Origin of the sequence: Collinsella aerofaciens, from assembly GCF_039062315.1 — a bacterium.
Lineage (GTDB): Bacteria > Actinomycetota > Coriobacteriia > Coriobacteriales > Coriobacteriaceae > Collinsella > Collinsella aerofaciens_BG.
The window spans coordinates 97,105-116,472 of sequence record NZ_JBCJBG010000001.1; the positions used below are offsets into that span (position 1 = coordinate 97,105).

21 protein-coding genes are annotated in these 19,368 nt (G+C 59.3%); 3 read left to right on the plus strand and 18 right to left on the minus strand.

All coding sequences use genetic code 11. The features are described from left to right. Positions 1–203: 203 nt before the first annotated feature. From ABCP74_RS00430 to ABCP74_RS00445, 4 genes are all read right to left on the minus strand, one after another. Complete coding sequence (locus ABCP74_RS00430; RefSeq protein ID WP_343001254.1) at positions 204–863, minus strand: SGNH/GDSL hydrolase family protein; 660 nt, start codon at positions 861–863, stop codon at positions 204–206. A gap of 78 nt (positions 864–941) precedes the next feature. After that, entirely contained in the window at positions 942–2,060 is a 1,119-nt protein-coding gene (locus ABCP74_RS00435; RefSeq protein WP_343001255.1) for a TIGR02452 family protein, read from the minus strand. Positions 2,061–2,196: 136 nt separating this feature from the next. Continuing rightward, positions 2,197–2,892 carry a Bax inhibitor-1 family protein gene (locus tag ABCP74_RS00440; protein ID WP_343001257.1) on the minus strand — a complete coding sequence of 232 codons (696 nt, stop codon included), beginning with the start codon at positions 2,890–2,892 and terminating at the stop codon, positions 2,197–2,199. A 79-nt stretch (positions 2,893–2,971) separates the two neighbouring features. Then, positions 2,972–3,310, minus strand: coding sequence for a hypothetical protein (locus ABCP74_RS00445; RefSeq protein WP_343001258.1), 339 nt, complete (start codon positions 3,308–3,310; stop codon positions 2,972–2,974). Positions 3,311–3,558: 248 nt separating this feature from the next. Here ABCP74_RS00445 and ABCP74_RS00450 point away from each other — a divergent pair, with 248 nt between their 5' ends. The 3 genes from ABCP74_RS00450 (at position 3,559) to ABCP74_RS00460 (ending at position 6,111) form a co-directional block, all read left to right on the plus strand. Further along, positions 3,559–4,608, plus strand: a complete 1,050-nt coding sequence (locus ABCP74_RS00450) for an inorganic phosphate transporter (RefSeq protein ID WP_343001259.1) — start codon at positions 3,559–3,561, stop codon at positions 4,606–4,608. Positions 4,609–4,675: 67 nt separating this feature from the next. Next, on the plus strand, positions 4,676–5,299 hold the full coding sequence (locus ABCP74_RS00455) for a DUF47 domain-containing protein (protein ID WP_118080370.1): 624 nt from the start codon (positions 4,676–4,678) through the stop codon (positions 5,297–5,299). Positions 5,300–5,580: 281 nt separating this feature from the next. Next, positions 5,581–6,111, plus strand: coding sequence for a nitroreductase family protein (locus tag ABCP74_RS00460; protein ID WP_343001261.1), 531 nt, complete (start codon positions 5,581–5,583; stop codon positions 6,109–6,111). Between the two features lie 166 nt (positions 6,112–6,277). Here the strand turns inward: ABCP74_RS00460 and ABCP74_RS00465 are convergent, their stop codons facing one another. The 14 genes from ABCP74_RS00465 to murC all read right to left on the minus strand — a co-directional run bounded on the left by ABCP74_RS00465 (position 6,278) and on the right by murC (position 19,326). Beyond that, positions 6,278–6,955: a DivIVA domain-containing protein gene (locus ABCP74_RS00465; protein ID WP_118080366.1), complete on the minus strand. Its 678-nt coding sequence runs from the start codon at positions 6,953–6,955 to the stop codon at positions 6,278–6,280. Positions 6,956–7,017: 62 nt separating this feature from the next. Beyond that, entirely contained in the window at positions 7,018–7,305 is a 288-nt protein-coding gene (locus ABCP74_RS00470; RefSeq protein ID WP_164473347.1) for a YggT family protein, read from the minus strand. A 15-nt stretch (positions 7,306–7,320) separates the two neighbouring features. After that, positions 7,321–8,046 carry a cell division protein SepF gene (locus tag ABCP74_RS00475; RefSeq protein WP_343000982.1) on the minus strand — a complete coding sequence of 242 codons (726 nt, stop codon included), beginning with the start codon at positions 8,044–8,046 and terminating at the stop codon, positions 7,321–7,323. Positions 8,047–8,106: 60 nt separating this feature from the next. Continuing rightward, a complete protein-coding gene (locus tag ABCP74_RS00480) occupies positions 8,107–8,844 on the minus strand; it encodes a YggS family pyridoxal phosphate-dependent enzyme (protein WP_343000983.1) in 738 nt (245 codons plus the stop codon). Positions 8,845–8,963: 119 nt separating this feature from the next. Next, on the minus strand, positions 8,964–9,821 hold the full coding sequence (locus ABCP74_RS00485; RefSeq protein ID WP_343000984.1) for a phosphate signaling complex PhoU family protein: 858 nt from the start codon (positions 9,819–9,821) through the stop codon (positions 8,964–8,966). Positions 9,822–9,913: 92 nt separating this feature from the next. Beyond that, a complete protein-coding gene (pstB, locus tag ABCP74_RS00490; protein ID WP_343000985.1) occupies positions 9,914–10,717 on the minus strand; it encodes a phosphate ABC transporter ATP-binding protein PstB in 804 nt (267 codons plus the stop codon). Positions 10,718–10,729: 12 nt separating this feature from the next. Continuing rightward, the gene (gene pstA / locus ABCP74_RS00495; RefSeq protein WP_343000986.1) at positions 10,730–11,635 is read right to left on the minus strand and encodes a phosphate ABC transporter permease PstA; all 906 of its coding nucleotides are present in this window, start codon (positions 11,633–11,635) and stop codon (positions 10,730–10,732) included. A 3-nt stretch (positions 11,636–11,638) separates the two neighbouring features. Next, entirely contained in the window at positions 11,639–12,562 is a 924-nt protein-coding gene (gene pstC / locus ABCP74_RS00500; protein ID WP_118080356.1) for a phosphate ABC transporter permease subunit PstC, read from the minus strand. 1 nt (position 12,563) lies between these two features. Continuing rightward, positions 12,564–13,400 (minus strand): phosphate ABC transporter substrate-binding protein, encoded by an 837-nt coding sequence (locus ABCP74_RS00505; protein WP_343000987.1) that lies wholly within the window; start codon positions 13,398–13,400, stop codon positions 12,564–12,566. Further along, the gene (locus ABCP74_RS00510; protein ID WP_343000988.1) at positions 13,397–14,197 is read right to left on the minus strand and encodes a purine nucleoside phosphorylase YfiH/LACC1 family protein; all 801 of its coding nucleotides are present in this window, start codon (positions 14,195–14,197) and stop codon (positions 13,397–13,399) included. The genes ABCP74_RS00505 and ABCP74_RS00510 overlap by 4 nt, the downstream gene beginning before the upstream one ends. Positions 14,198–14,412: 215 nt before the next feature. Further along, on the minus strand, positions 14,413–15,567 hold the full coding sequence (gene ftsZ, locus ABCP74_RS00515) for a cell division protein FtsZ (RefSeq protein ID WP_195520531.1): 1,155 nt from the start codon (positions 15,565–15,567) through the stop codon (positions 14,413–14,415). 198 nt (positions 15,568–15,765) lie between these two features. Beyond that, positions 15,766–16,917, minus strand: coding sequence for a cell division protein FtsQ/DivIB (locus tag ABCP74_RS00520; protein ID WP_343000989.1), 1,152 nt, complete (start codon positions 16,915–16,917; stop codon positions 15,766–15,768). 73 nt (positions 16,918–16,990) lie between these two features. Further along, the gene (gene murB / locus ABCP74_RS00525) at positions 16,991–17,902 is read right to left on the minus strand and encodes a UDP-N-acetylmuramate dehydrogenase (protein ID WP_343000990.1); all 912 of its coding nucleotides are present in this window, start codon (positions 17,900–17,902) and stop codon (positions 16,991–16,993) included. A 5-nt stretch (positions 17,903–17,907) separates the two neighbouring features. Further along, complete coding sequence (murC, locus tag ABCP74_RS00530; RefSeq protein WP_118080345.1) at positions 17,908–19,326, minus strand: UDP-N-acetylmuramate--L-alanine ligase; 1,419 nt, start codon at positions 19,324–19,326, stop codon at positions 17,908–17,910. Between the last annotated feature and the right edge of the window lie 42 nt (positions 19,327–19,368).

Sequence of the window (19,368 nt, forward strand, 5' to 3'; positions counted from 1 at the left end):
CTGAGAAGAAAATCTCGATCTGTAACAGTAACTCGGCGAAATCGACCCTAGATGTTACAGATCGAGACAAACGACCGATATCGACCTAAATAATCTCAATCTGTAACATCTAGCCCGTTTTCGGCCTTACAGCTGTTACAGATCAAGACAAACCAACGAAACAAGCCACCGCAAGGGGAACTTTTGTACTGCTTAGGGCCGTACTACTCTCCGATCATCTCTTTGAGCTTGGCTGCCACGGCATGGCCGAGGCTCTCGTGGCTTTCCGGCATCATGTGCAGATAATCGATATCGCCCGGCTCGGCAAAATCGGCGGCATTCAAAAAGTCGCAGCCAAACTGTTCGGCAACATACGCATAGTATTCGGCAAAATGCTCCGAGGCCTCGACGGAGTGCTCGTCAAAGTCGGTCATATACACATCGGCGATCTGCGGCTTGATCTTGATAGGAGCCATCAGCAGAATGCGCGGACAAGGCGCAGCGTCGGTCCAGGGAAACGCGCGGACGGTGCGAATCAGCGCCATGGCACCGTCAGCGATATCGGCAGCCCCCACGCTAAAGACCGTCTTGCAGTCGTTGGTGCCCAGCATAATCACGATCGCGTCCAGCGGCTTATGGGACTCGAGCAGCATCGGCAACGCGCGGATGCCGTTGAGATTGGTGTCCAGATGGCACATGTCGTCGCGCACCGTCGTGCGGCCGTTTAGGCCTTCCTCAATCACGTGCCAGCCCTCGCCCAGGTCGCGCTGGGCCACGCCGCACCAGCGCACATCGTGCGCATAGCGCACCGCGGTGCCGTCGCGCATGCCCGCCGGATCATAGCCATAGGTATTGCTGTCGCCAAAGCACAGAACGTTTTTCATCGTAAGCCCTTCCTCTAGTAAAAAGCCGGCGGGAGCAGTCTCTCCTGCCGGATCGACCTATCTGTCAGCACATACCGATTACAGGTATTTGCGCCAGTCGTCGTCATCCTCATCGTCCTCAGCAGCGGCCTGAGCCTGCTCGGCGGCACGGGCGGCCGCGGCGCGGGCGGCCACCTGAGCATAGGACTCCTCGTTACACTCGGGGAAGCTTGCCAACACGTGCTCAAACTTGGCGAAGTCCTCATCCCAGCGCGTAGAGGGCACGGCAAAAAACACCTGCTTGACCTTGAAGTCGCCCGACGCAAGCTCCTTGCGGAAGAGCTCAGCCACGGCCTCGGCGTCAAAGCCGTTGTTGTCGCAGCCCCAAGCGCCCAGCACGAGCTTCTCGCGACCCAGCTCATCGCAGATGGCAAGCACAAAGCGGATGCGATCGCGCAGGGCATCCAGCAAGGCATCGTCACCCACGCGATACTCCTGGCGAGCGCGCTTGGCGTTGGGCGCGGCGGCAACGATCACGTCAGCATATGCATGTACGTGATTGCGGTCGAAGCGCACCGCAGGCACCACCAGCGCACGGTTGCGGTAAAGCTCGCAGTTGATGTTGCGACGACGGTTCTCGCCGTACCATTTGCGCTGCTTATCGAGCACGTTGTACAGGTACGAATCGGCACAGAGCGTGGCCTCCTGGCCCAGATAGCCCTGGATGTAGCCACCGCCCGGGTTGGTGAACGAGGCAAAGGCAAGCACGGCCATGTCACAGAACTGCGCGTAGCCTCGGCCGTTATCCAGAATGGCCTGCGTGGCAGAGGCGTCGAGCACGGTGACCTCGGGCAGGACCGGAGCGGGCTTTTCGGCGGCAGGCGCGGACTCGGCCTCCGTGGCCTCCTCGGCGGGTGCAGACTCGGCCACGGCCTCAGCCTCGGCAGACGCAACCTCGGCGGCCTCAGACTCCTCGGCGACCTGCTCCTCGGCAGCCGCAGCCGCTTGGGCCTTGGCCTTCATCGCCGCGACAAAGCCGGCAGGCATACCGTCGAACTCGCGCACGCCTGCAAGCGAGCGCTCGATATCCTTGGCGCACGCTTCGGACACAGTCGCCACGTGACGCTCGGCGGCCTTGGCACGGGCCTCGCGCTTGGGATTGGGCTGCCCTGCGCGATTGGGTCTGCGGTTACGGTTCCTGTTGTCGACGTCTGCCATAAGTGGTCACCTTTCTCGGTCTCTGCCGCTATCGGCTTTTCCATCCATGATACCCCGCCACGCACAAAAAAGACGGCCCCGAAGGACCGCCTTCCGCATCGATTTACACGTGCGCAAGCACCGCTGCAATTTGGCACTAGTCGCGACGACCAAGGATGTTCAGGATGCGCAGGAACACGTTGATGATGTCCACGAACAGGTTGGATGCCATGAGCACGGCGTTGGGCAGCGTGGGCGGCACCGTCGTGGCCACATAGGTGTCGTAGCCAATAAAGCCGGCGAACACCACGATCACGATCAGGTCGGTGATGGACTGCGAGACGCCCATAAACATCAGCACGATCTCGACCAGAATCGTGGCAAGCAGGATGCCAAAACCAATGCCGTACACACGCTGGAAGAACTTGGGGAAGGTCACGCCCAGCGCACCAAAGACAAAGGTGATGGCGGCCGTGGCGATAAAGGCAGTGTTGATGGTGGGCAGGTCGTAATTGGCAAGGCCAAACGACGCGGTCAGGCCAAAGGTACTCGCAAAGATTACGTAGCCCACAAGGGACAGACCCACAGACTGCTTGCCCGCGGCGGCCGACATCATGACCATGCCGACGATGGTCAAAATAAACGAGCCAAAGACCAGCGGCAAGGCGGCGCCGCTCATCATCATGCGGGCGAACGCCATGGTGCTCGTAAAGTAAGCACCGGCACCCATGGCGCAAAAGCCCAAAAAGATCAGGGCAGACATGGCAAGGTTGTACGCACGCGGCGACATCTCCTTGGCACGGCTTGCGCCGGTCTCAATGGGGCCGTTCTGATAACCCTGGATATCGTTCATAATATCGTCCTTTCAAAAGCGCCGCGACAGCGCCGTAGGTGACAAGATTCCTGCCATTGTACCCGAATGCCGCGCGCTCTTACCTGCGGCGCCCGCTCTCGAGCGTACGGTCGAATGCCCACACCCACCAACGCATCAGATGGGCCTGCGAGCCATCCGGTCGCTCGCGCGCCTGTTCTTCCAGATACAGTTCGGTCGCATGCCCACCAAAACGAACCTTATAGGTTGCCGTACGAATGCCGTGAACCGTTAGGCCAAAACCGGTGGATGAGACAATCTCGTCGATCGTAAAACAGCGACCGTCGACCCAGCAGACGGTAACCGGCACGACTTGTCCGCCCGCGAGAATGCGGGCCACGACGTCCACATACTGCTTGTGCACGCGTCGAGTTTTACCATCTGTCTGTCGATATTCCATGCCTCCTATTATCGAACGCATGTTTGCATATTGTAAAGCGAACAGGCTGTGGTTTTGGGATGTTGGGGCGCGCACGTGTCCTCATGGCGTGCTAGCAAAAAGAACACCCGCGGTCAACAGGGCAAATATTCAATGTTAGTGCCAAAAAATTCACTTCTCTCATCAGAACTCGGTAAAGAAACCCGCAGGAGGTGATACGATTTATCATGTTTTTGTAACGTGCCTGCAAACTTCGAGAAAGCCCATATATGGACGTAACGTTCTCAGCCTTCCTCGGCCAAATTGTGTCGAACCCAGTCCTTGCCGTCACCGTGATCCTCGCGCTCGGCGCTATCTTCGTCAACGGATGGACCGACGCGCCCAACGCCATCGCGACCTGTGTCACCACGCGCTGCATGCCCGCCCGCGCAGCCATTCTCATGAGCGCCGCATTCAACTTCCTCGGCGTGCTCATCATGACGCACTTTAACGCGAGCGTCGCCAACACCATCTCACATATCGTCGACTTTGGCGGAAACAGCACCATGGCGCTCGCGTGCCTCTGCGCGGCGCTGTTCTCCATCGTCGTCTACGGCGCCACGGCATCGCGTTTTGGCATCCCCACCTCGCAAAGCCACAGCCTTATCGCCGGCCTGACCGGTGCCGCAATCGCCCTCGGCGGCGCGAGCAGCGTCAACGTCCACGAGTGGATGAAGGTCATCTACGGCTTGGCGCTCTCCATCGGCCTGGGCTTTATCATGGGCTGGGTCCTGTGCAAGCTCGTCTCGATTCTTTTCGCCGCCGCCAACAGGCGACGTGCCAATGTCTTCTTTAAATATGCTCAGATCGCAAGTGCCGCGGCCATGAGCTTTATGCACGGCGCGCAAGATGGACAAAAGTTTATCGGCGTGCTCTTTTTAGGTGTCGCCTTTGCCAGCGGACAGACGAGCGTCGGCGACGCCGGCATCCCCATCTGGATCATGCTGCTGTGCTCGGCCACCATGGGCATCGGCACCAGCGTGGGCGGTGAGCGCATCATCAAGTCTGTCGGTCAGAGCATGGTCAAGCTCGAAAAGTACCAGGGCTTCTCCGCCGACCTGGCGGGCGCCGCAAACCTGCTGCTTGCCACGCTCACCGGCATCCCCGTGTCCTCCACGCACATCAAGACCTGCGCCATTATGGGTGTCGGTGCCGTCAAGCGCCTCTCGGCGATCAACTTCGGTGTCGTCAAGGACATGATGTTCACCTGGTTCTTCACCTTCCCCGCCTGCGGACTTATCAGCTTTGTCATGGCCAAGCTGTTCATGATGTTCATCTAGTCAAACCGAACGTCCATCCGGACCGCAATACCTCGCCCACCCGTCTTCGCCTCGAAAGGACCCACTCATGGCAAAGAAACCCGATTCGTTCTACTTTGACAACTACGTCGCCTGCGCCGACCTTGCTGTCCAGGCCGCAGAGTTGCTCATCAAGATTTTTGAGAACTTTGATCCCGCGCAGATCCACGGCATGCTCGAAGAGATGCATGCGATTGAGCATGCGGCCGACAAGAAGCACCATGAGCTCGAGGATGCCCTGCTCACTGCCTTTATCACCCCGCTTGAGCGCGAGGATCTGGACCTGATGAGCTGCTCGCTCGACACTGTGCTTGACCGTATCGAGGGCGTCGTGCAGCGCGTCTACTTCACCAACATCCAGAGCATCCACCCCGATGCCATTGTCATCGCCCACAAGGTGACCGACGCCTGCCGCGCCATGAAGGACCTTATGGTCGAGCTGCCTAATTACCGCAAGTCCAAGACCCTGCGCGAGCTGGTCATCCAGATCAACACCATTGAGTCCGAGGCCGATGAGCTCTACATCAACGCCATGCGCAACCTGCACGTCAATGGCAAGGACCCGCTCGAGGTCATCGCCTGGCGTGACGTCTACGCTTTCCTGGAGTACTGCGCCGACTGCTGCGAGAATGTGGCTGATGTCGTGGATTCGATTGTCATGAAGAACAGTTAATTGGGGGTACGTGTCCCGGCGGCGAAGGGCCGGCACCTGTTTGCTTTCTCACTCCGGCTGCGTGGCAGAGTCGTTCGAAAGTAAACAGGTGCCGGCCCTTCGCCTTACGTACCACCATTGGGAACTTTGGCTGATGGTTAGAATGCGATGGGAACCTGGATGATGCGGCCTTTTATGCCCGATTGGATACTTTGGGGCTGCATTGAGCGTTTGGCTGAGCGTAGCCTTGGGTACCTTTTGATTTACCTTGGATTGATTCGCTGACTTTGGAGGGTTTGGTTATGGGGTATTTGGATCTGGCTCGGTCTCGGTATTCTTGTCGTTTGTTTGAGGCTCGGGCTGTGGAGCAGGCTGTGGTGGATGCCATTGTTGAGGCTGGGCGTATTGCTCCTTCTGCTTGTAATAATCATCCAACCCGTGTGATGGTGTTGGATACACCCGAGCTTTTGGAGAAGGCGGCTGCTTGTCAGCCTCGGTTTGCTCGTGATGGGTCCATCTTTGGCGCTCCGCTCATCTTCCTCATTTGCAGCGTTACCGACGACGCTTGGGTTCGCCCCTATGACCAGATGAACTCCAGCGCTATCGACACCTCGATTGTTTGCGATCAAATGATGATGGAGGCCGAGGAGCAAGGCCTGGGAACGTGTTGGGTATGCCATTTTAAGCCCGAGCTAGCCCGAGAGCGGTTCAACCTGCCCGAGGGCGTCTATCCCTATCACATGCTCGTCTGCGGCTATCCTGCCGACCACATCGCCGATCCCGAGCATCGCGAGGCCCGTACCATTCCCCTCTCCGACTTCCTCCTCAAGTAGTTCTTGCGCATGCCCTAAAATCTACCTTTTACCGCTCACCCTTTCGCCGAGTTCTGCCCTATCGCACGCAGAGCTCGGCGTTTTGTTTCCCAACCCGTATGCAGCCACAAAAAAGGAGCCCGCAGGTGCGAGCTCCTCTTAAGGGCACTAGATTGTAGCTCTGGAGCTAGTCCAGGTCGTCGGCAGCAAAGTTGTCGATCGGGGCGAAGGGGTCAGCCACGGGAACAACCGGATCAGCGACAGGCAGCGGCTCGGCGGCGGGAACGGTCACTGCAGGAGAAGCCGCAGAACCGACCGGCGTGGAGGCCATAAGGTCGGACGGGAAGGAATTCTGCGCATCGTCCATGAAGTGCTGGATGAGCTTGAGGTACTCAGCTTTGAACTCCTCACGGGAAGCCTTCAGACGGTCGATCTCCTCGAGCTCGGCCTGCTTCTCGGTCAGGGCCTGACGGATGACCTCGCGGGCCTTGGCATCGGCTTCGTTGCGGATGCGCTCAGCGTTCTCGTTGGCATCGTTGACGATGCCCTCGGCGGTCTGCTGGGCAGCAATCAGCGCAGCGGAGATCTGGCGCTCCTGAGCGGAGAAGTCGGGTGCGGGAGCGGCCACAGGAGCGGCGGGAACGGCCTGAGCGGCAGCGTCCTGAGCCTGGGCAAGCTGGGCCTGCGTGTCGGCAAGCTGCTGCTCGGTGGCAGTCAGACGACCCTTAAGATCGACAATCTTGGCAAGCATAGCGTCAACCTCGGAGGACAGCGTCTCCAAAAAGACGTCGACCTCGGCGGGATCATAGCCGCGCTTGGCCTCAGAGAAAGTCTGAGCCTGGATGTCAGCAGGGGTAATAGCCATAACAAGTTCTCCTTTATCATCGCCTTGGCGCCGGGCGCCCGACGTAAGTTACTGAGCCAGTACTATACGAGTATACCTATAAGAAGCTGCAGAATCAGCCTCTGCACCAACTGCAACGCAATAATCGCAACGACCGGCGAAAAATCAACGCCGCCCATCGGCGGAATAAACCGACGAAACAGGTTGAGCCACGGACCGCAGACGCTATCGAGCACCGCGGCAATATCCTGCAGCAGGCCGCCCTGCTTCATGGGAATCCACGTCATAAAGCAATAGACCACAATAAGTGTGGAGTAGAAGTTGAACAGCGTGTTGACCAGCTGGACAATGGTGTAGATGTTGATGAGAATCTCCTCGTCTTGGGTTTACTTAAGGTAGCCGTCGGCGCGCAGCTTCTTGAGGTCCGAATCCTTGACCTCGCAGCCGGCGGGCAGCACCATAAACACGCGATCGCCCACCTCTTTGACCGTAGCGCCCAGGCCGCAGGCAAAGCCATAGCTAAAGTCCAGGACACGCTTGGCGACCTCGGTGCGAACGCCAACAAAAATCAGCGCAACGGGCTGCTTGGTGCGCACGCGGCGGACAACGGTCTCGACATCGTCATAGCTCTCAGGGCGCAGGACATAGGCAGGCAGCTGCGGCGTGGCGTTAATGATGTTGTTTGCATAGGCCGAGGCGTCGCTCGGCGCAGAAGCGGGCGCAGGCGCCGCGGCACGAGCGCGGGCGCTCTCGGCATAACTCGACGGCGTGTCGTAAGCGCCGGGGCGATAGCCGCCTGCGGCACTATCCTGAGAACGCGACGGCGGATTGTACGTCGTTGCATGACGCGAGTCATCGCCGACCAGCTGGCCGGAGCGCGTATACACGGCGACCGACTCGGCCTCACCGCGGCGCGTCTGGCCCAGCAGGCCGTTACTCGGCTCGTCCTGGGTATAGAAGCCCTCGCCCGAGGTACCGCTGTAGCCGTTGTTCTGATAGCCATCATCGTAGCCGTCATCGTAGCCGTAGTCGTCATCCTGGTCATAGCTCTGGTCGTAACCCTGCTGGCCGCCCAGGTGCATCTTATTTTTAATCTCGTCAAGGAAGCCCATGGTTGTGTCCTCTCACGGTTTAGTGCAGGCGCTCTGTAAACCAGTGCGCACTTCAGAGCCCTATTTTACTGCAAACTCCGGGCTAAATACTACCCTGCCCAGGCGAACGAGCGTAGAGCCCTCCTCAAGGGCAGGCTCAAAGTCCTCGCTCATGCCGCAAGAAAGCTCGGGCAGCCTCAGATCGGGATGCGCCGCCTCCAACTCATCCCTCAGCTCTCGCAGCCCGGCAAAGGTGCGACGCGCCACATCCTTGTTCCCGCGAGGGGCCATGGTCATAAGGCCCTGCACACAAATTCCCTCAAGTTCCGCAAGCTCGCCGGCAACTCCACGAATCTCATCGGGCGAAAAGCCGCCCTTGGACTCCTCGCCGCTCACGTTGACCTCGATCAGCACCTGTTGGGGAGCAGAAAGCTCGCCAGCTTCGATCTTGCGAATGGCACGGCTCGAGATCGCCTGCGCCAAATGAAGCGACCCCACCGAATGAATCAGCTCAGCCGAGCCCAACACCGCGTTGATCTTGTTGGTCTGAAGGTTGCCAATCATGTCGAAGCGCACCTCGGGCAGCTCCGGATGATCCGCCAGACCTGCAAGTTTGCGGACGAGCTCTTGCGGGCGGTTCTCGGCAAAATGGCGATATCCCACCTGGATGGCCGCGATGGTCTCATCGACGCCGACGGTCTTGGACACGGCAATCAAACGCGCGGCATCACGGGGCCTCCCGGCGCGATCGAGCGCGGCATAGAAACGCTCGAGTATCTGCTCGCGGCGAGCGCGCATTACATTCAAATAGTTATCCATTGCCAATCGCCTCCGCTAACAGCACAACAAGTAGTCCCATGCTAACGCAAGAGCGCAGCCCCGCATCCGCAAGGCCGCGCTCCCTTAGGTATTTACAATCTCTCAACGAACGGGGTACCCTACTCCTCGTCGTCCTCGGCATCATCCTCGTCCTCAAGATGATCCAGTAGGTAGCGAAGCCCCTCGCTCACCTCGTTAGCGGGCACCTTGGCAACATAGTGTGCATCGACGGCGGGCCTCATGATGACGCCCTCGCCCGAAGGCACGCGCATGCTCTCGAGCTCGTCCTCGTCCGTACGGGCGATATCGCCGGCAGTCATACGCTGTCCGGTCAGAAGGAAGGTCAGACGGCAGGCGGCATCGATGGAAATCGAGGCAATGCGATCGAGGTAGCGCGAAACCATGATGGCGCGGCGCAGGTCGTCATAATTGCTGTCGTCGTCCATAAAATCGCCGGTGTCCATGCGGTTAAAGGTACGGAAGAACTTCTCGTACGCCGCATGTACCGGCTCATCCTCGACGGCCAGGTTGCAGATGATGGACATGTCGTTGGTGACGAGCGCGGACAGCGACGAGCCCAGCACCTGGTACACGGCCTCGGCCTCGGCCTCAACCGTGCCGACGAGCTCCTGAGGCAGCGAGATGTCGGCCTTGACCATGTGACGCGTGGCGCGGCAGATCTGGCGAACCTTATCGGTCATGCGCTGCAGGTTAAAGTCGACGTAGATAATCGTCTGCAGCAAACGGAAGTCGGAGGCGACCGGCGACTGCGTAGCGATCAGGTTGTAGCACACGGCCTCCAAGTTGGCGCAGCGAGCATCAATCGAAAGCGTGCGCTTCTTGGTCTTAGTGGCGAGCTTGCGGTCGTCGGTCACATAGGCCTTCACGGCGTCGTGAAGGGCAAGATCGACGGCCTCGTAGATGCTCAACATCTCGTGACGGGCCTCGATGAGCTGACGGGAAAACAGTTTGCGCATGGTTCACTCCAATCAGTTGGGTGCGGTCATGCCGCCCGCACAGTGAATACGCACCGGACCAGGTCCGATCGGCTTGGGACTAGTCGCACCGATCAGCCAAAGCGGCCGGTGATATAGTCTTCCGTCCGCGAATCCACCGGGCTGGTGAAGATCGCGTCGGTTTGACCATACTCGATGAGCGTGGCGGGCTCACCGGCAACTTCCTGCAAGAAAAATGCGGTGTAGTCGCTAATGCGAGCGGCCTGCTGCATAGAATGCGTGACGATGATGATCGTCATCTCGGGCGCCAGCTCGGCCATCAGATCCTCGACCTTAGATACGGACGTGGGGTCGATGGCGGAGCAGGGCTCGTCCATCAGAAGGACATCGGGCTGCACCGCAAGCACACGCGCGATGCACAGACGCTGCTGTTGACCGCCCGAGAGCGCCAAACCATCCTTGTTGAGCTGATTGGATACCTCTTTCCAGAGGTTGGCGCGCTTGAGCGATTCTTCCACGATGTCGTCGAGGTCGCTTTTGCTAGTCACGCCCTGCAGACGAGGGCCAAAAGCGACATTCTCGTAGATGGATTTGGGGAACGGGTTGGGCTGCTGAAAGATCATGCCCACGCGGCGGCGAAGGTCGACCGGGTCAACGCCCTCGGCATAGATATCGTTGCCGTCGAGCGTCATGGCACCCTCGACACGAGTGCCCTCGATAAGGTCGTTCATACGGTTGATGCAGCGTAAAAACGTCGATTTGCCGCAGCCCGAAGGACCGATAAACGAGGTGATGGCGTTTTTGGCGATGTTGAGGTCGAGCCCCGTCAGCGCATGAAAGTCACCGTACCAAAAGTTGAAATCCTTGGCCGTGATGGCCGCTTGCTCCGGCGTGGGAGCGGACTGATAGACGGACATGGGACTCCTTAACTAGCGGCGCTTGCGCGACAGATAACGCGCAAACAGGTTGAAAGCCAGAATAATCGCCATCAGCAATAGCGCGGTGCCGTAGGCTGCGTTCATGTTGATGCCGTCATTGGCAAGCAGATAAAGGTGAACGGTCATGGGGCGACCGGAATCGAGCGGCGATATAGGCAGGTTGATGGCCTGACCCATGGTGTAGAGCACCACCGCAGTCTCGCCGATGGCGCGGCCGATGGCAAGGACGATGCCGGTGGCAATGCGGCCAAAGGCCGAAGGAAGCACGATCTTGGAGACGACCTGCCACTTGGTGGCGCCCAGGCCATATGCACCCCAACGGATATAGCGCGGAACGGCGCGGATTGCTTCCTCGGTGGTGCGCATGACGATAGGCAGCATCAGAAGTGCCAGTGCCAGGGCGGCCGAAACCATCGAAAGACCCAGGCCCATGGCCTCAACAAACAAGGCGTAACCAAAGAGGCCCATAACGATGGAAGGCACCGAGGCCAGAGCATCGGCAGCATAGCGGATGATGTCGACAATCTTGCCCTGCTTGGCGTATTCAGCCAGATAGACCGCAGCCAAGACGGCAACCGGCGTGCAGATGAGCATGGCGAGTGCCGTCACGTAGATAGTCGAGACGATCGTGGGCCAAATGCCGCCCTCGGCGTTTACGCCCTGCGGCCAGCCGAAGATAAAGTCGAGCGAGATATGCGGAAGACCGTTAATGACCACGTAGGCGATGATGGCGAGCAACACCAGGGTGGTGATATAGGCCGCGGCGCGAAACACGCCGAGCATAATCTTGTTGGACAGGTCCTTGTTGATGCGGCCCTTCTTGCCATGGGAAAGGGCACGCTTGATGAGCTCGCGCGACGAGGTCGCATCGACCGTCGTGTCAACGGAATCGGACATAGCCTACCCCCTCTTCTTTGAAATCAGGCGAACGATACCCACCAGTGCAGCTGAGATGATAAACAGGACCACGCCCATGCCAAACAGAGCCGAGCGATGCAGGCCCGAGGAATAGCTCATGTCGAGTGCGATCTGGCTCGTGAGCGTCGAGATGGGGCTCGAGATGCTATCTGGAATGACCGGGGCGTTGCCCACGACCATCAGCACGGCCATGGTCTCACCGATGGCACGCCCCATACCCAAGACAATTGCATCGACAATGCCCAGCTTGGCTGCAGGCAGCACGACCTTGTAGATGGTCTGCCACTTGGTGGCACCCATGGCATAGGACGCCTCGCGAATGCCCATGGGGATGGAATTGAGGGCATCGATCGTGAGCGTGGTAATGGTGGGAACGATCATGATGGCAAGCACAAACCACGCCGTCAGCGCGCCAAAGCCAAGACCGCCGGTCAGCTGCGCGATAAACGGGCGGATGATGACCATGCCAAAGAAGCCGTAGATGATGGAGGGGATGCCCGCCAGCAGGTCGACGGCGGGGCTGATGAGCCTGCGCACGCGCTTGCTGGCGATCTCGACCAGATATACAGCCGTGCCCACACCCAGGGGCACGCCCATGGCGAGCGCACCGACCGTCACCAGACCAGAGCCCGCCAGCAGCGACATGATGCCGTAGTGGCCCTCGGATGGCGCCCACGTAAAGCTAAAGAAGTCCGCCAGGCCGATGTCGGTAAAGACGGGCAGCGCCGAGTACGTGGTAAAGACAAAGATCAGGATAACGGTGACGACCGCCAAGAACGCGCAGGCAAAGAAGATCCACTGCAGCGCCTTCTCCTTGAGATAGGTGCTACGCGACACCAACGCCAACTCACGCTTTTTGGGCGTCTGAGCCTCCTGCTCAATCTGGGGGGTTTCCTGTGCTTCCACGCTACTCACTCCCCTTTCCGTCGTTGGTGACGGGAATAAAGCCCGCCTCGCGAATCTGCTTGTCCATCTTCTCGGACGTCACATAGTCAATGTAGCCCTGCGCCTGATGCGAAGGCGTACCCTTCACAAAGAAGTAAAGGTCGCGCGAGATGGGATAGCCGCCACTTGCGACCGTCTTCTCGGATGCCTCGACATGGTTGACCGAAACGGCCTTAACCGAGGTCGTGGCGTTGAGGCTCTCGACAAAACCCAGCGAGATGTAGCCAATGGCGCCATGCGAGCGGGACACGACGTCGCGCACTTGGCCCGTACCCGAAAGAACGGCCGAGCGACGATCGAACGGCGTGCCGTCCATCACGATGGTACGGAAGGCCTCGCGCGTACCGGACGCCTCGTCGCGGTTGATAACCTGAATCTTCAGGTCCTCTCCGCCGACTTCCTTCCAGTTGGTGATCTTGCCGGCGTAAATATCGCGGAGCTGCTCGGTCGAGAGATTGTCGACCGGGTTGTCGTCGTTCACGATGACTGCGATGCCGTCGTGCGCGATTACGATCGGGGTCAGGCCAAGGTCTTGTTCGTCGGCATTGAGGCCACGAGACGAGCTGGCGATGTCGGCCGTGCCGTTGCTGACGGCCTCGATACCCGCAGAGGAGCCAAGGCCGGAGACGAGCACATCGGTGCCGGCCTCTTCCTTAAAGCCCTCGGCTGCGATCTCGGCAATGGGAAGGCACGTGGTCGAGCCGGCCACGGTAATAGAAGATGTGGAAGATCCCGAGGAGCAAGCACACAGCGTGAGCGTAAGCACTGCAGCACTCAGGACCGATGCGATCTTTCTCATAGCATCACGCCGATCGCAGCATGGCGCCCACAGGTGCCGCCCTCGTTGCGGTAGGAATAAAAGCGGTCGTTCTGACGAACGGTGGAAAGCTTGGTGTCCACAATGCTGCTCGCCTCGACGCCGGCGTCCATCAGCGCCTCGCGAATGGCGGCGGAAAGATCGAGCATACGAGAAGCAGAGGCATCGATGCACGCGAACTCGGCGGCAAAGCGATCCATAAGTTCTTGGGACACCTCGTACTCGTCGCCCAGGATATGGGGCCCAATGTAGGCAGAGATGTCGTCCGGCTTGCAGCCAGCCGCCTCGCAGAGCGCTTGGCACGCCTTGGCGGAAATGCGCGCAATCGTGCCCTTCCAGCCAGAGTGCACCACGGCAAAGCCGCCGGGAGCCACCAGCACCACGGGAACGCAATCGGCAAAGCAAAGCATCACGGGTACCTCACGGGCCGTGCAGACGATGGCATCGCAGCCCTCGGCAATCTGCTCGCGAATATTCTCGAGATAATCGGCACCGTTCGAGGCCACCGTCACGACATGGTCACCGTGTACTTGATTGGGAACAAGCAGGTTGTGCTCGCACTCCGCGGCCCCTATGGCCTCGAGTGCGCGGCGACGATTTTCTTGAACGGCAAAGGGATCATCGCCAACATGCGAGCCCAGATTGAGTGAGGAGTACGCATCTTCGGAAACACCACCGGTGCGCTCGGTAAAGGCAAAACGAACATCGCGCGTCGCGCCCTCTACGAACGTAACTCCATCATGGTCGACACGCGAAACGCTGTCCGCACGTGCTGCCATACTAAAGCCTCCTAATAACACAAGTATCGCGGCGACGCCGCTGCAGTCCGTGCCATACGGCTGCCATACTTCAACAAAAGGATACCCGCAGCGGTAGGGACCAAACGTAAAGGGAACGTAAGGAGATTGGAGGCTTTCATTTACAAAGGCGAAACACAACAAAAAAGGGTGCGCCCAATCGGACGCACCCCATGCAGGTCGTTGATAAAGACGAACTAGAAGCTGCCGCGCTTGAGGAAGTCAGGAAGCTCAAACTGATCGTTGCCAAAGTTGGGAAGCTCGGTACCACCGACGTTGCGAGTCGGGGCAGCCTGAGCCGGGCTCGTGGCAGGAGCGGTGCGCTGCGGCTCGGCAGAAGCAGCGGCCTTGCTCTGGGACTGCTGAGCAGCGAAGAGCTCGTCCTGACGGTTGACGTTGGAGTCGGAGAAGCCCGTAGCGATAACGGTGATACGCACCTGATCGCCCAGGGACTCGTCCACAACGGTACCGAAGATGATGTTGGCCTCGGGGTCGACGGCGTTGGCGACAACGTCGGCAGCGTCGCTGATCTCCTGAATACCCAGGTCCTTGGAACCGGCAATGGAAAGCAGGACGCGCGTAGCGCCATCGATGGAGCTCTCGAGCAGCGGGCTGGAAATAGCCTGCTGGGCAGCGTCGACGGCACGGGTGTCCCCAGAAGCGGTACCGATACCCATCATGGCGGTACCGGCCTGCTTCATGATGGTCTTAACATCGGCGAAGTCCAGGTTGATGATACCGGGGACGGTGATGAGGTCGGTGATGCCCTGGGTGCCCTGGGAAAGGACGCCATCGGCGATTGCGAAGGCCTCAAGCATGGTGGTCTTCTTCTCGGCGATGTCGAGCAGCTTGTCGTTAGGGATAACGATCATGGTGTCGACGCAGTCGGAAAGCGTCTTAATGCCTTCTTCGGCGCTCTTCTTGCGCTTGCGGCCCTCAAACGTAAAGGGCTTGGTCACGACGGCGACGGTCAGCGCGCCGACCTCGTTCATCGCGATATCGGCAACGATGGGGGCAGCGCCGGTACCGGTGCCGCCGCCCTCGCCGCAGGTGATGAACACCATATCGGCGCCAGCGAGCGCCTCGGCGATGTCGTCGCGGGACTCATCGGCGGCCTTACGGCCGACCTCGGGGTTGGCGCCAGCGCCCAGGCCGCGGGTCAGGTCGGTGCCGATGTGCACCTTGATATCGGCATCAGAGATCGCGAGTGCCTGAGCATCGGTGTTGATGGCAACAAACTCGACGCCGCGGATACCCTCTTCGATCATTCGATTGACCGCGTTGGTACCGCCGCCGCCGACGCCGACCACCTTAATGACGGCAAGGTAGTTGTTGATCTCTGTCTCGTGCATGTCGGTCCTCCGAACAAAGGTTATTGCCATAGCATGGGTTGACCCCTGCGCACATTAACCTTCAAGTTAAAAGTAAATGCAAAGGTAAACCGTATTATGTTTGCACATTATGAACGTATCAGTCAAATAATTGACGGTGAAAACCAAACAAACCAGATAAACGGCGCGGTATGCCCCGTCAACAAAGGCCAGAAGACGCTACGAGGTCGGTGCGTTCCTAAACGTATAGTTGCCAGGAGATCGAACGTTGATATACGTCACGCCCTCCACCTGCGAAAGCAGCTTGGTAACGATACGCTCCTTTTTGGCAATGTCATCCGAATCTCCGAGCGACACCTCGATACCGTTATCGAGATTCGCCGAAATGGCCTCGACCGAGGGCGTGGAAATATCCTTGACCTGGCCCAGGAACTCGCTCGAGAATCCGCGGACGTAATCCAGGCCGGCCTTGACGGCCTTGGAATTTACGGCTTGCCCCGAAACCGGCGCGACATCGGCCGAGACATCGGTCAACAGCACGGCACCGTAATGTTTGGCTAGTGCCAGGGCGGCATCGATACCGTTTAGGGTGTTGGCACCCTCCCCCGTTGTGATGACATTGCCCTGGTCGTCAACATCAACCGAGGTAGACAGCGGTGCAATCCATGTGTCATCGTCCCCGATCGCCCATGCAAGATCGTCGGAGCTAATGTAGGCAATTGCGATAACCTTGCGTTCCGTCGGCGTGATGATGAGCGTATGGGGAAATTGACGCTGAACATCCACGCCCGAAACCCACGGATTTTGCTTGAGGCCCTCGGTGATCTGGTCGGGATTCACATTGAACAGCGACGTGTCCTCGGGCAGATCGATCAGCTGGATGGCATCGTGCTTGGTCACATGCTCGCTGCCCTGGATCTGAATATCGGTAGCGGCGAACAGGCCAGAGTTAATGACGACGACGGCAACGACTGCAAGCACTGCCAGAGCGGCAAGGATGCCGCCCACGATTTTGCCCTTGCCCTTAACGGCAGAAGCGGCACCCGCCGCATGATTTGCCAAGGCGCCGATCGATGACAACGGATTAGAGCCCTTTTTGCCCGATTGCGGTTTTGCGGAGGCCGACACCGACGTCAGCATACGTGGCTTAGATGCACCCAGCGCGCGACCGGGACGCGTCACCTTTGCCCCCAACGAGGGCTTGGGCGACGCTATGGGGCGAGAAGGTATGGCGCCCATCGCCGGTTTGGGCGTCACCGAGGGACGTGCCACCGGACGAGCAACATTTTTGGCCGCGGGGCGTCCGCCAAGCTGCGAACCGGCAGTCGAACGCTTGGCAGGCCGCACGGACCCAGCAGGCTTAGAAGGCATAACGGATTTACGTTGAGGCTGAGACGGTGCGCCGGAACGCCCTCCGGCGCGGCGGAAGGTTGGTTTCGATGCTCTAGAAGCCGAGGAATTTAACTTCCGGTCTGAGCTCGATGCCATACGCCTCCCTCACCTTTCCGTGCACATGTCTGATAACCGCGGCCACGTCATCGGCCGAGGCGGTTCCGTTATTAACGATAAAATTAGCGTGTACGGGCGAAACTTCCGCGCCGCCAACCGAAAAACCCTTTAATCCACAATCCTCGATAAGCTTGCCCACGCTCGCATCGGGCGGGTTACGAAATACCGACCCGCAGGATGCACAGCCCATGGGCTGTGTGCGCTTACGCCGCGTCAGGTACCGCTCCATACGTTCACGGATATCGGCCTTGGGCGCAGGTTTGAGCTTGAGCACGCACTCCAGAATGATCTCGTTACGCGGCAGGCTGCATTCACGGTAGCCCCAAGCGATCTCCGAGCCCGCGTAATGCTTGATGCCGGAGCTCGGGTCAAACGTAACGACATCTTCGACCAGCGAGCCAATCCACTCGGTTCGCGTGCCGGCATTCATGGACACGGCGCCGCCAACGGAGCCGGGAATACCGACCGCAAACTCAAGGCCCGAAAGGCTGCGCGACAGCGCGTCGTTGACTAGGCGAGCGAATATCACGCCCGCACCGACCGTCAGCGTACAACCGTCTTCGGCGACAACCGTACGCTGGAACTCACGCCCCAACGAAATGACGGCGCCGCGATAGCCAGCATCGGCAACAAGCAGATTAGATCCCTTGCCGATAATGACCCACGGCACCTGCTCACGATCGAGCACCGCCACGGCGCGACGCAAGGCATGATAGCTGTGACACGTCACAAAGAGGTCCGCCTTGCCGCCGATACGATAGCTCGTATGGCGCGCGAGGCGTTCATCCTCAATTACGTCCGTATCGATCATGCCCGAAAGCGCCATGACGGCGTTAAACAGACCCATGGGGTTTAAGCGTCTTTCTTGGCAGTCAGATACTCGATGAACTCGGGGCCGACCGTCGTGACGTCGCCGGCGCCCATGGTAAGCAGCAAATCGCCCTCGCCCACCATCTTCTCGAGCTCCTCATTGAGCTCAAGACGGCTCGAGCAGTACACGACCTCCTTGCCGGGATGCTTGGCGCGCACGGTATCGGCAAGCATCTTGGACGTGACGCCCGGGATGGGCATCTCGCCGGCAGAGAACACGTCAATCAACAGCAGCTTGTCAGCATTGGCGAATGCGTCGGCAAAGTCGTCGCACAGAGCCTGCAGGCGCGAATAGCGGTGCGGCTGGAACACGACGTCGACATGTTTGTAGCCCAGCGAAGAGGCAGCAGCGAGCGTCGCCTTGATCTCGGTGGGATGATGGCCGTAATCGTCAACCACCGTGATGCCGTCGATATCGCCCACGTGGGTAAAGCGACGGCGGACGCCTTCAAAACTCGAAAGTGCCTTAGCGGCGGCGTCGATATCGAGGCCTAGGACATGGGCGACGGTCAAGACGGCCGTGGCGTTGAGCATGTTGTGACGACCGGGGTTGCTCTTAATCTCGACAGCGTGCTCGGTGCCGTCCTCAAAGCGAACGATAAAGTCGCTCTGGATCCCCTTGACATCCGGATGCACGCAGACGATGTCGTTGGTCTCGGCAAAGCCATAGGAAAGCACATGACGGCCCGTCGACTTGGCAAGCTCGACCAGATGCGGGTCCTCGCCACAGACGATGACCGTGCCGTCCTCGCCCACCAGACTCATAAACTTGGCGAAGGTGGCCTCGATCTCCTCGATACCCGAGTAATGATCGAGATGGTCGGCCTCGACGTTGGTCACGATGACCACATTGGGGTTAAGGAACAGGAAGGAGCTGTCGGACTCATCCGCCTCGGCGACAAAATAGTCGCCCGAGCCGTTTTTGCCGTTGGTATCGTAGCCCTCGACAATGCCACCGATCAGGAAGCTGGGGTCCAGACCCATGCGGTCGAGCATGGTGGCACACATCGAAGAGGTCGTGGTCTTGCCGTGAGTACCGGCGACGGCGACGGTGGTGTAGCCGTGGCCCAGAGCCGAGAGCATCTTGGCGCGAGGCCACACGGGAATACCCAGCTCGCGCGCACGGACGAGCTCGGGGTTGGACTCGGGAATAGCGGTAGAGACCACGACGACGTCGGGCTTGACCTCGTCGATGGTGGCGGCCTCATGGCCCACATGCACCTTCACGCCGGCGCGGGTAAGCTGGCGAATATAGCGCGACGTCTTAAGGTCGGAGCCAGTAACGACATAGCCGCGCTCGTGAAGGACGAGGGCGATGCCGCTCATGCCGGCGCCACCGATACCGATAAAATGGGCGCTCTTGAAATCGGGCGCGGAGGTTGCAGTCTGGGAATCAGCCATGTGCTCGTGTACTCCTTGCGTAAACACTGCCTGTAACCCGTC

Coding starts and splice junctions, on each gene's coding strand:
- ABCP74_RS00435 (WP_343001255.1), bottom strand. CDS start 2,060: ATGGCAGACGTCGACAACAGGAACCGTAACCGCAGACCCAATCGCGCA.
- ABCP74_RS00455 (WP_118080370.1), top strand. CDS start 4,676: ATGGCAAAGAAACCCGATTCGTTCTACTTTGACAACTACGTCGCCTGC.
- ABCP74_RS00485 (WP_343000984.1), bottom strand. CDS start 9,821: ATGCGCAAACTGTTTTCCCGTCAGCTCATCGAGGCCCGTCACGAGATG.
- pstB (WP_343000985.1), bottom strand. CDS start 10,717: ATGTCCGTCTATCAGTCCGCTCCCACGCCGGAGCAAGCGGCCATCACG.
- ABCP74_RS00510 (WP_343000988.1), bottom strand. CDS start 14,197: ATGGCAGCACGTGCGGACAGCGTTTCGCGTGTCGACCATGATGGAGTT.
- ABCP74_RS00430 (WP_343001254.1), bottom strand. CDS start 863: ATGAAAAACGTTCTGTGCTTTGGCGACAGCAATACCTATGGCTATGAT.
- ABCP74_RS00505 (WP_343000987.1), bottom strand. CDS start 13,400: ATGAGAAAGATCGCATCGGTCCTGAGTGCTGCAGTGCTTACGCTCACG.
- ABCP74_RS00450 (WP_343001259.1), top strand. CDS start 3,559: ATGGACGTAACGTTCTCAGCCTTCCTCGGCCAAATTGTGTCGAACCCA.
- ABCP74_RS00440 (WP_343001257.1), bottom strand. CDS start 2,892: ATGAACGATATCCAGGGTTATCAGAACGGCCCCATTGAGACCGGCGCA.
- ABCP74_RS00445 (WP_343001258.1), bottom strand. CDS start 3,310: ATGGAATATCGACAGACAGATGGTAAAACTCGACGCGTGCACAAGCAG.
- murC (WP_118080345.1), bottom strand. CDS start 19,326: ATGGCTGATTCCCAGACTGCAACCTCCGCGCCCGATTTCAAGAGCGCC.
- murB (WP_343000990.1), bottom strand. CDS start 17,902: ATGGGTCTGTTTAACGCCGTCATGGCGCTTTCGGGCATGATCGATACG.
- ABCP74_RS00480 (WP_343000983.1), bottom strand. CDS start 8,844: ATGGATAACTATTTGAATGTAATGCGCGCTCGCCGCGAGCAGATACTC.
- ftsZ (WP_195520531.1), bottom strand. CDS start 15,567: ATGCACGAGACAGAGATCAACAACTACCTTGCCGTCATTAAGGTGGTC.
- ABCP74_RS00465 (WP_118080366.1), bottom strand. CDS start 6,955: ATGGCTATTACCCCTGCTGACATCCAGGCTCAGACTTTCTCTGAGGCC.
- ABCP74_RS00460 (WP_343001261.1), top strand. CDS start 5,581: ATGGGGTATTTGGATCTGGCTCGGTCTCGGTATTCTTGTCGTTTGTTT.
- ABCP74_RS00475 (WP_343000982.1), bottom strand. CDS start 8,046: ATGGGCTTCCTTGACGAGATTAAAAATAAGATGCACCTGGGCGGCCAG.
- pstA (WP_343000986.1), bottom strand. CDS start 11,635: ATGTCCGATTCCGTTGACACGACGGTCGATGCGACCTCGTCGCGCGAG.
- ABCP74_RS00520 (WP_343000989.1), bottom strand. CDS start 16,917: ATGCCTTCTAAGCCTGCTGGGTCCGTGCGGCCTGCCAAGCGTTCGACT.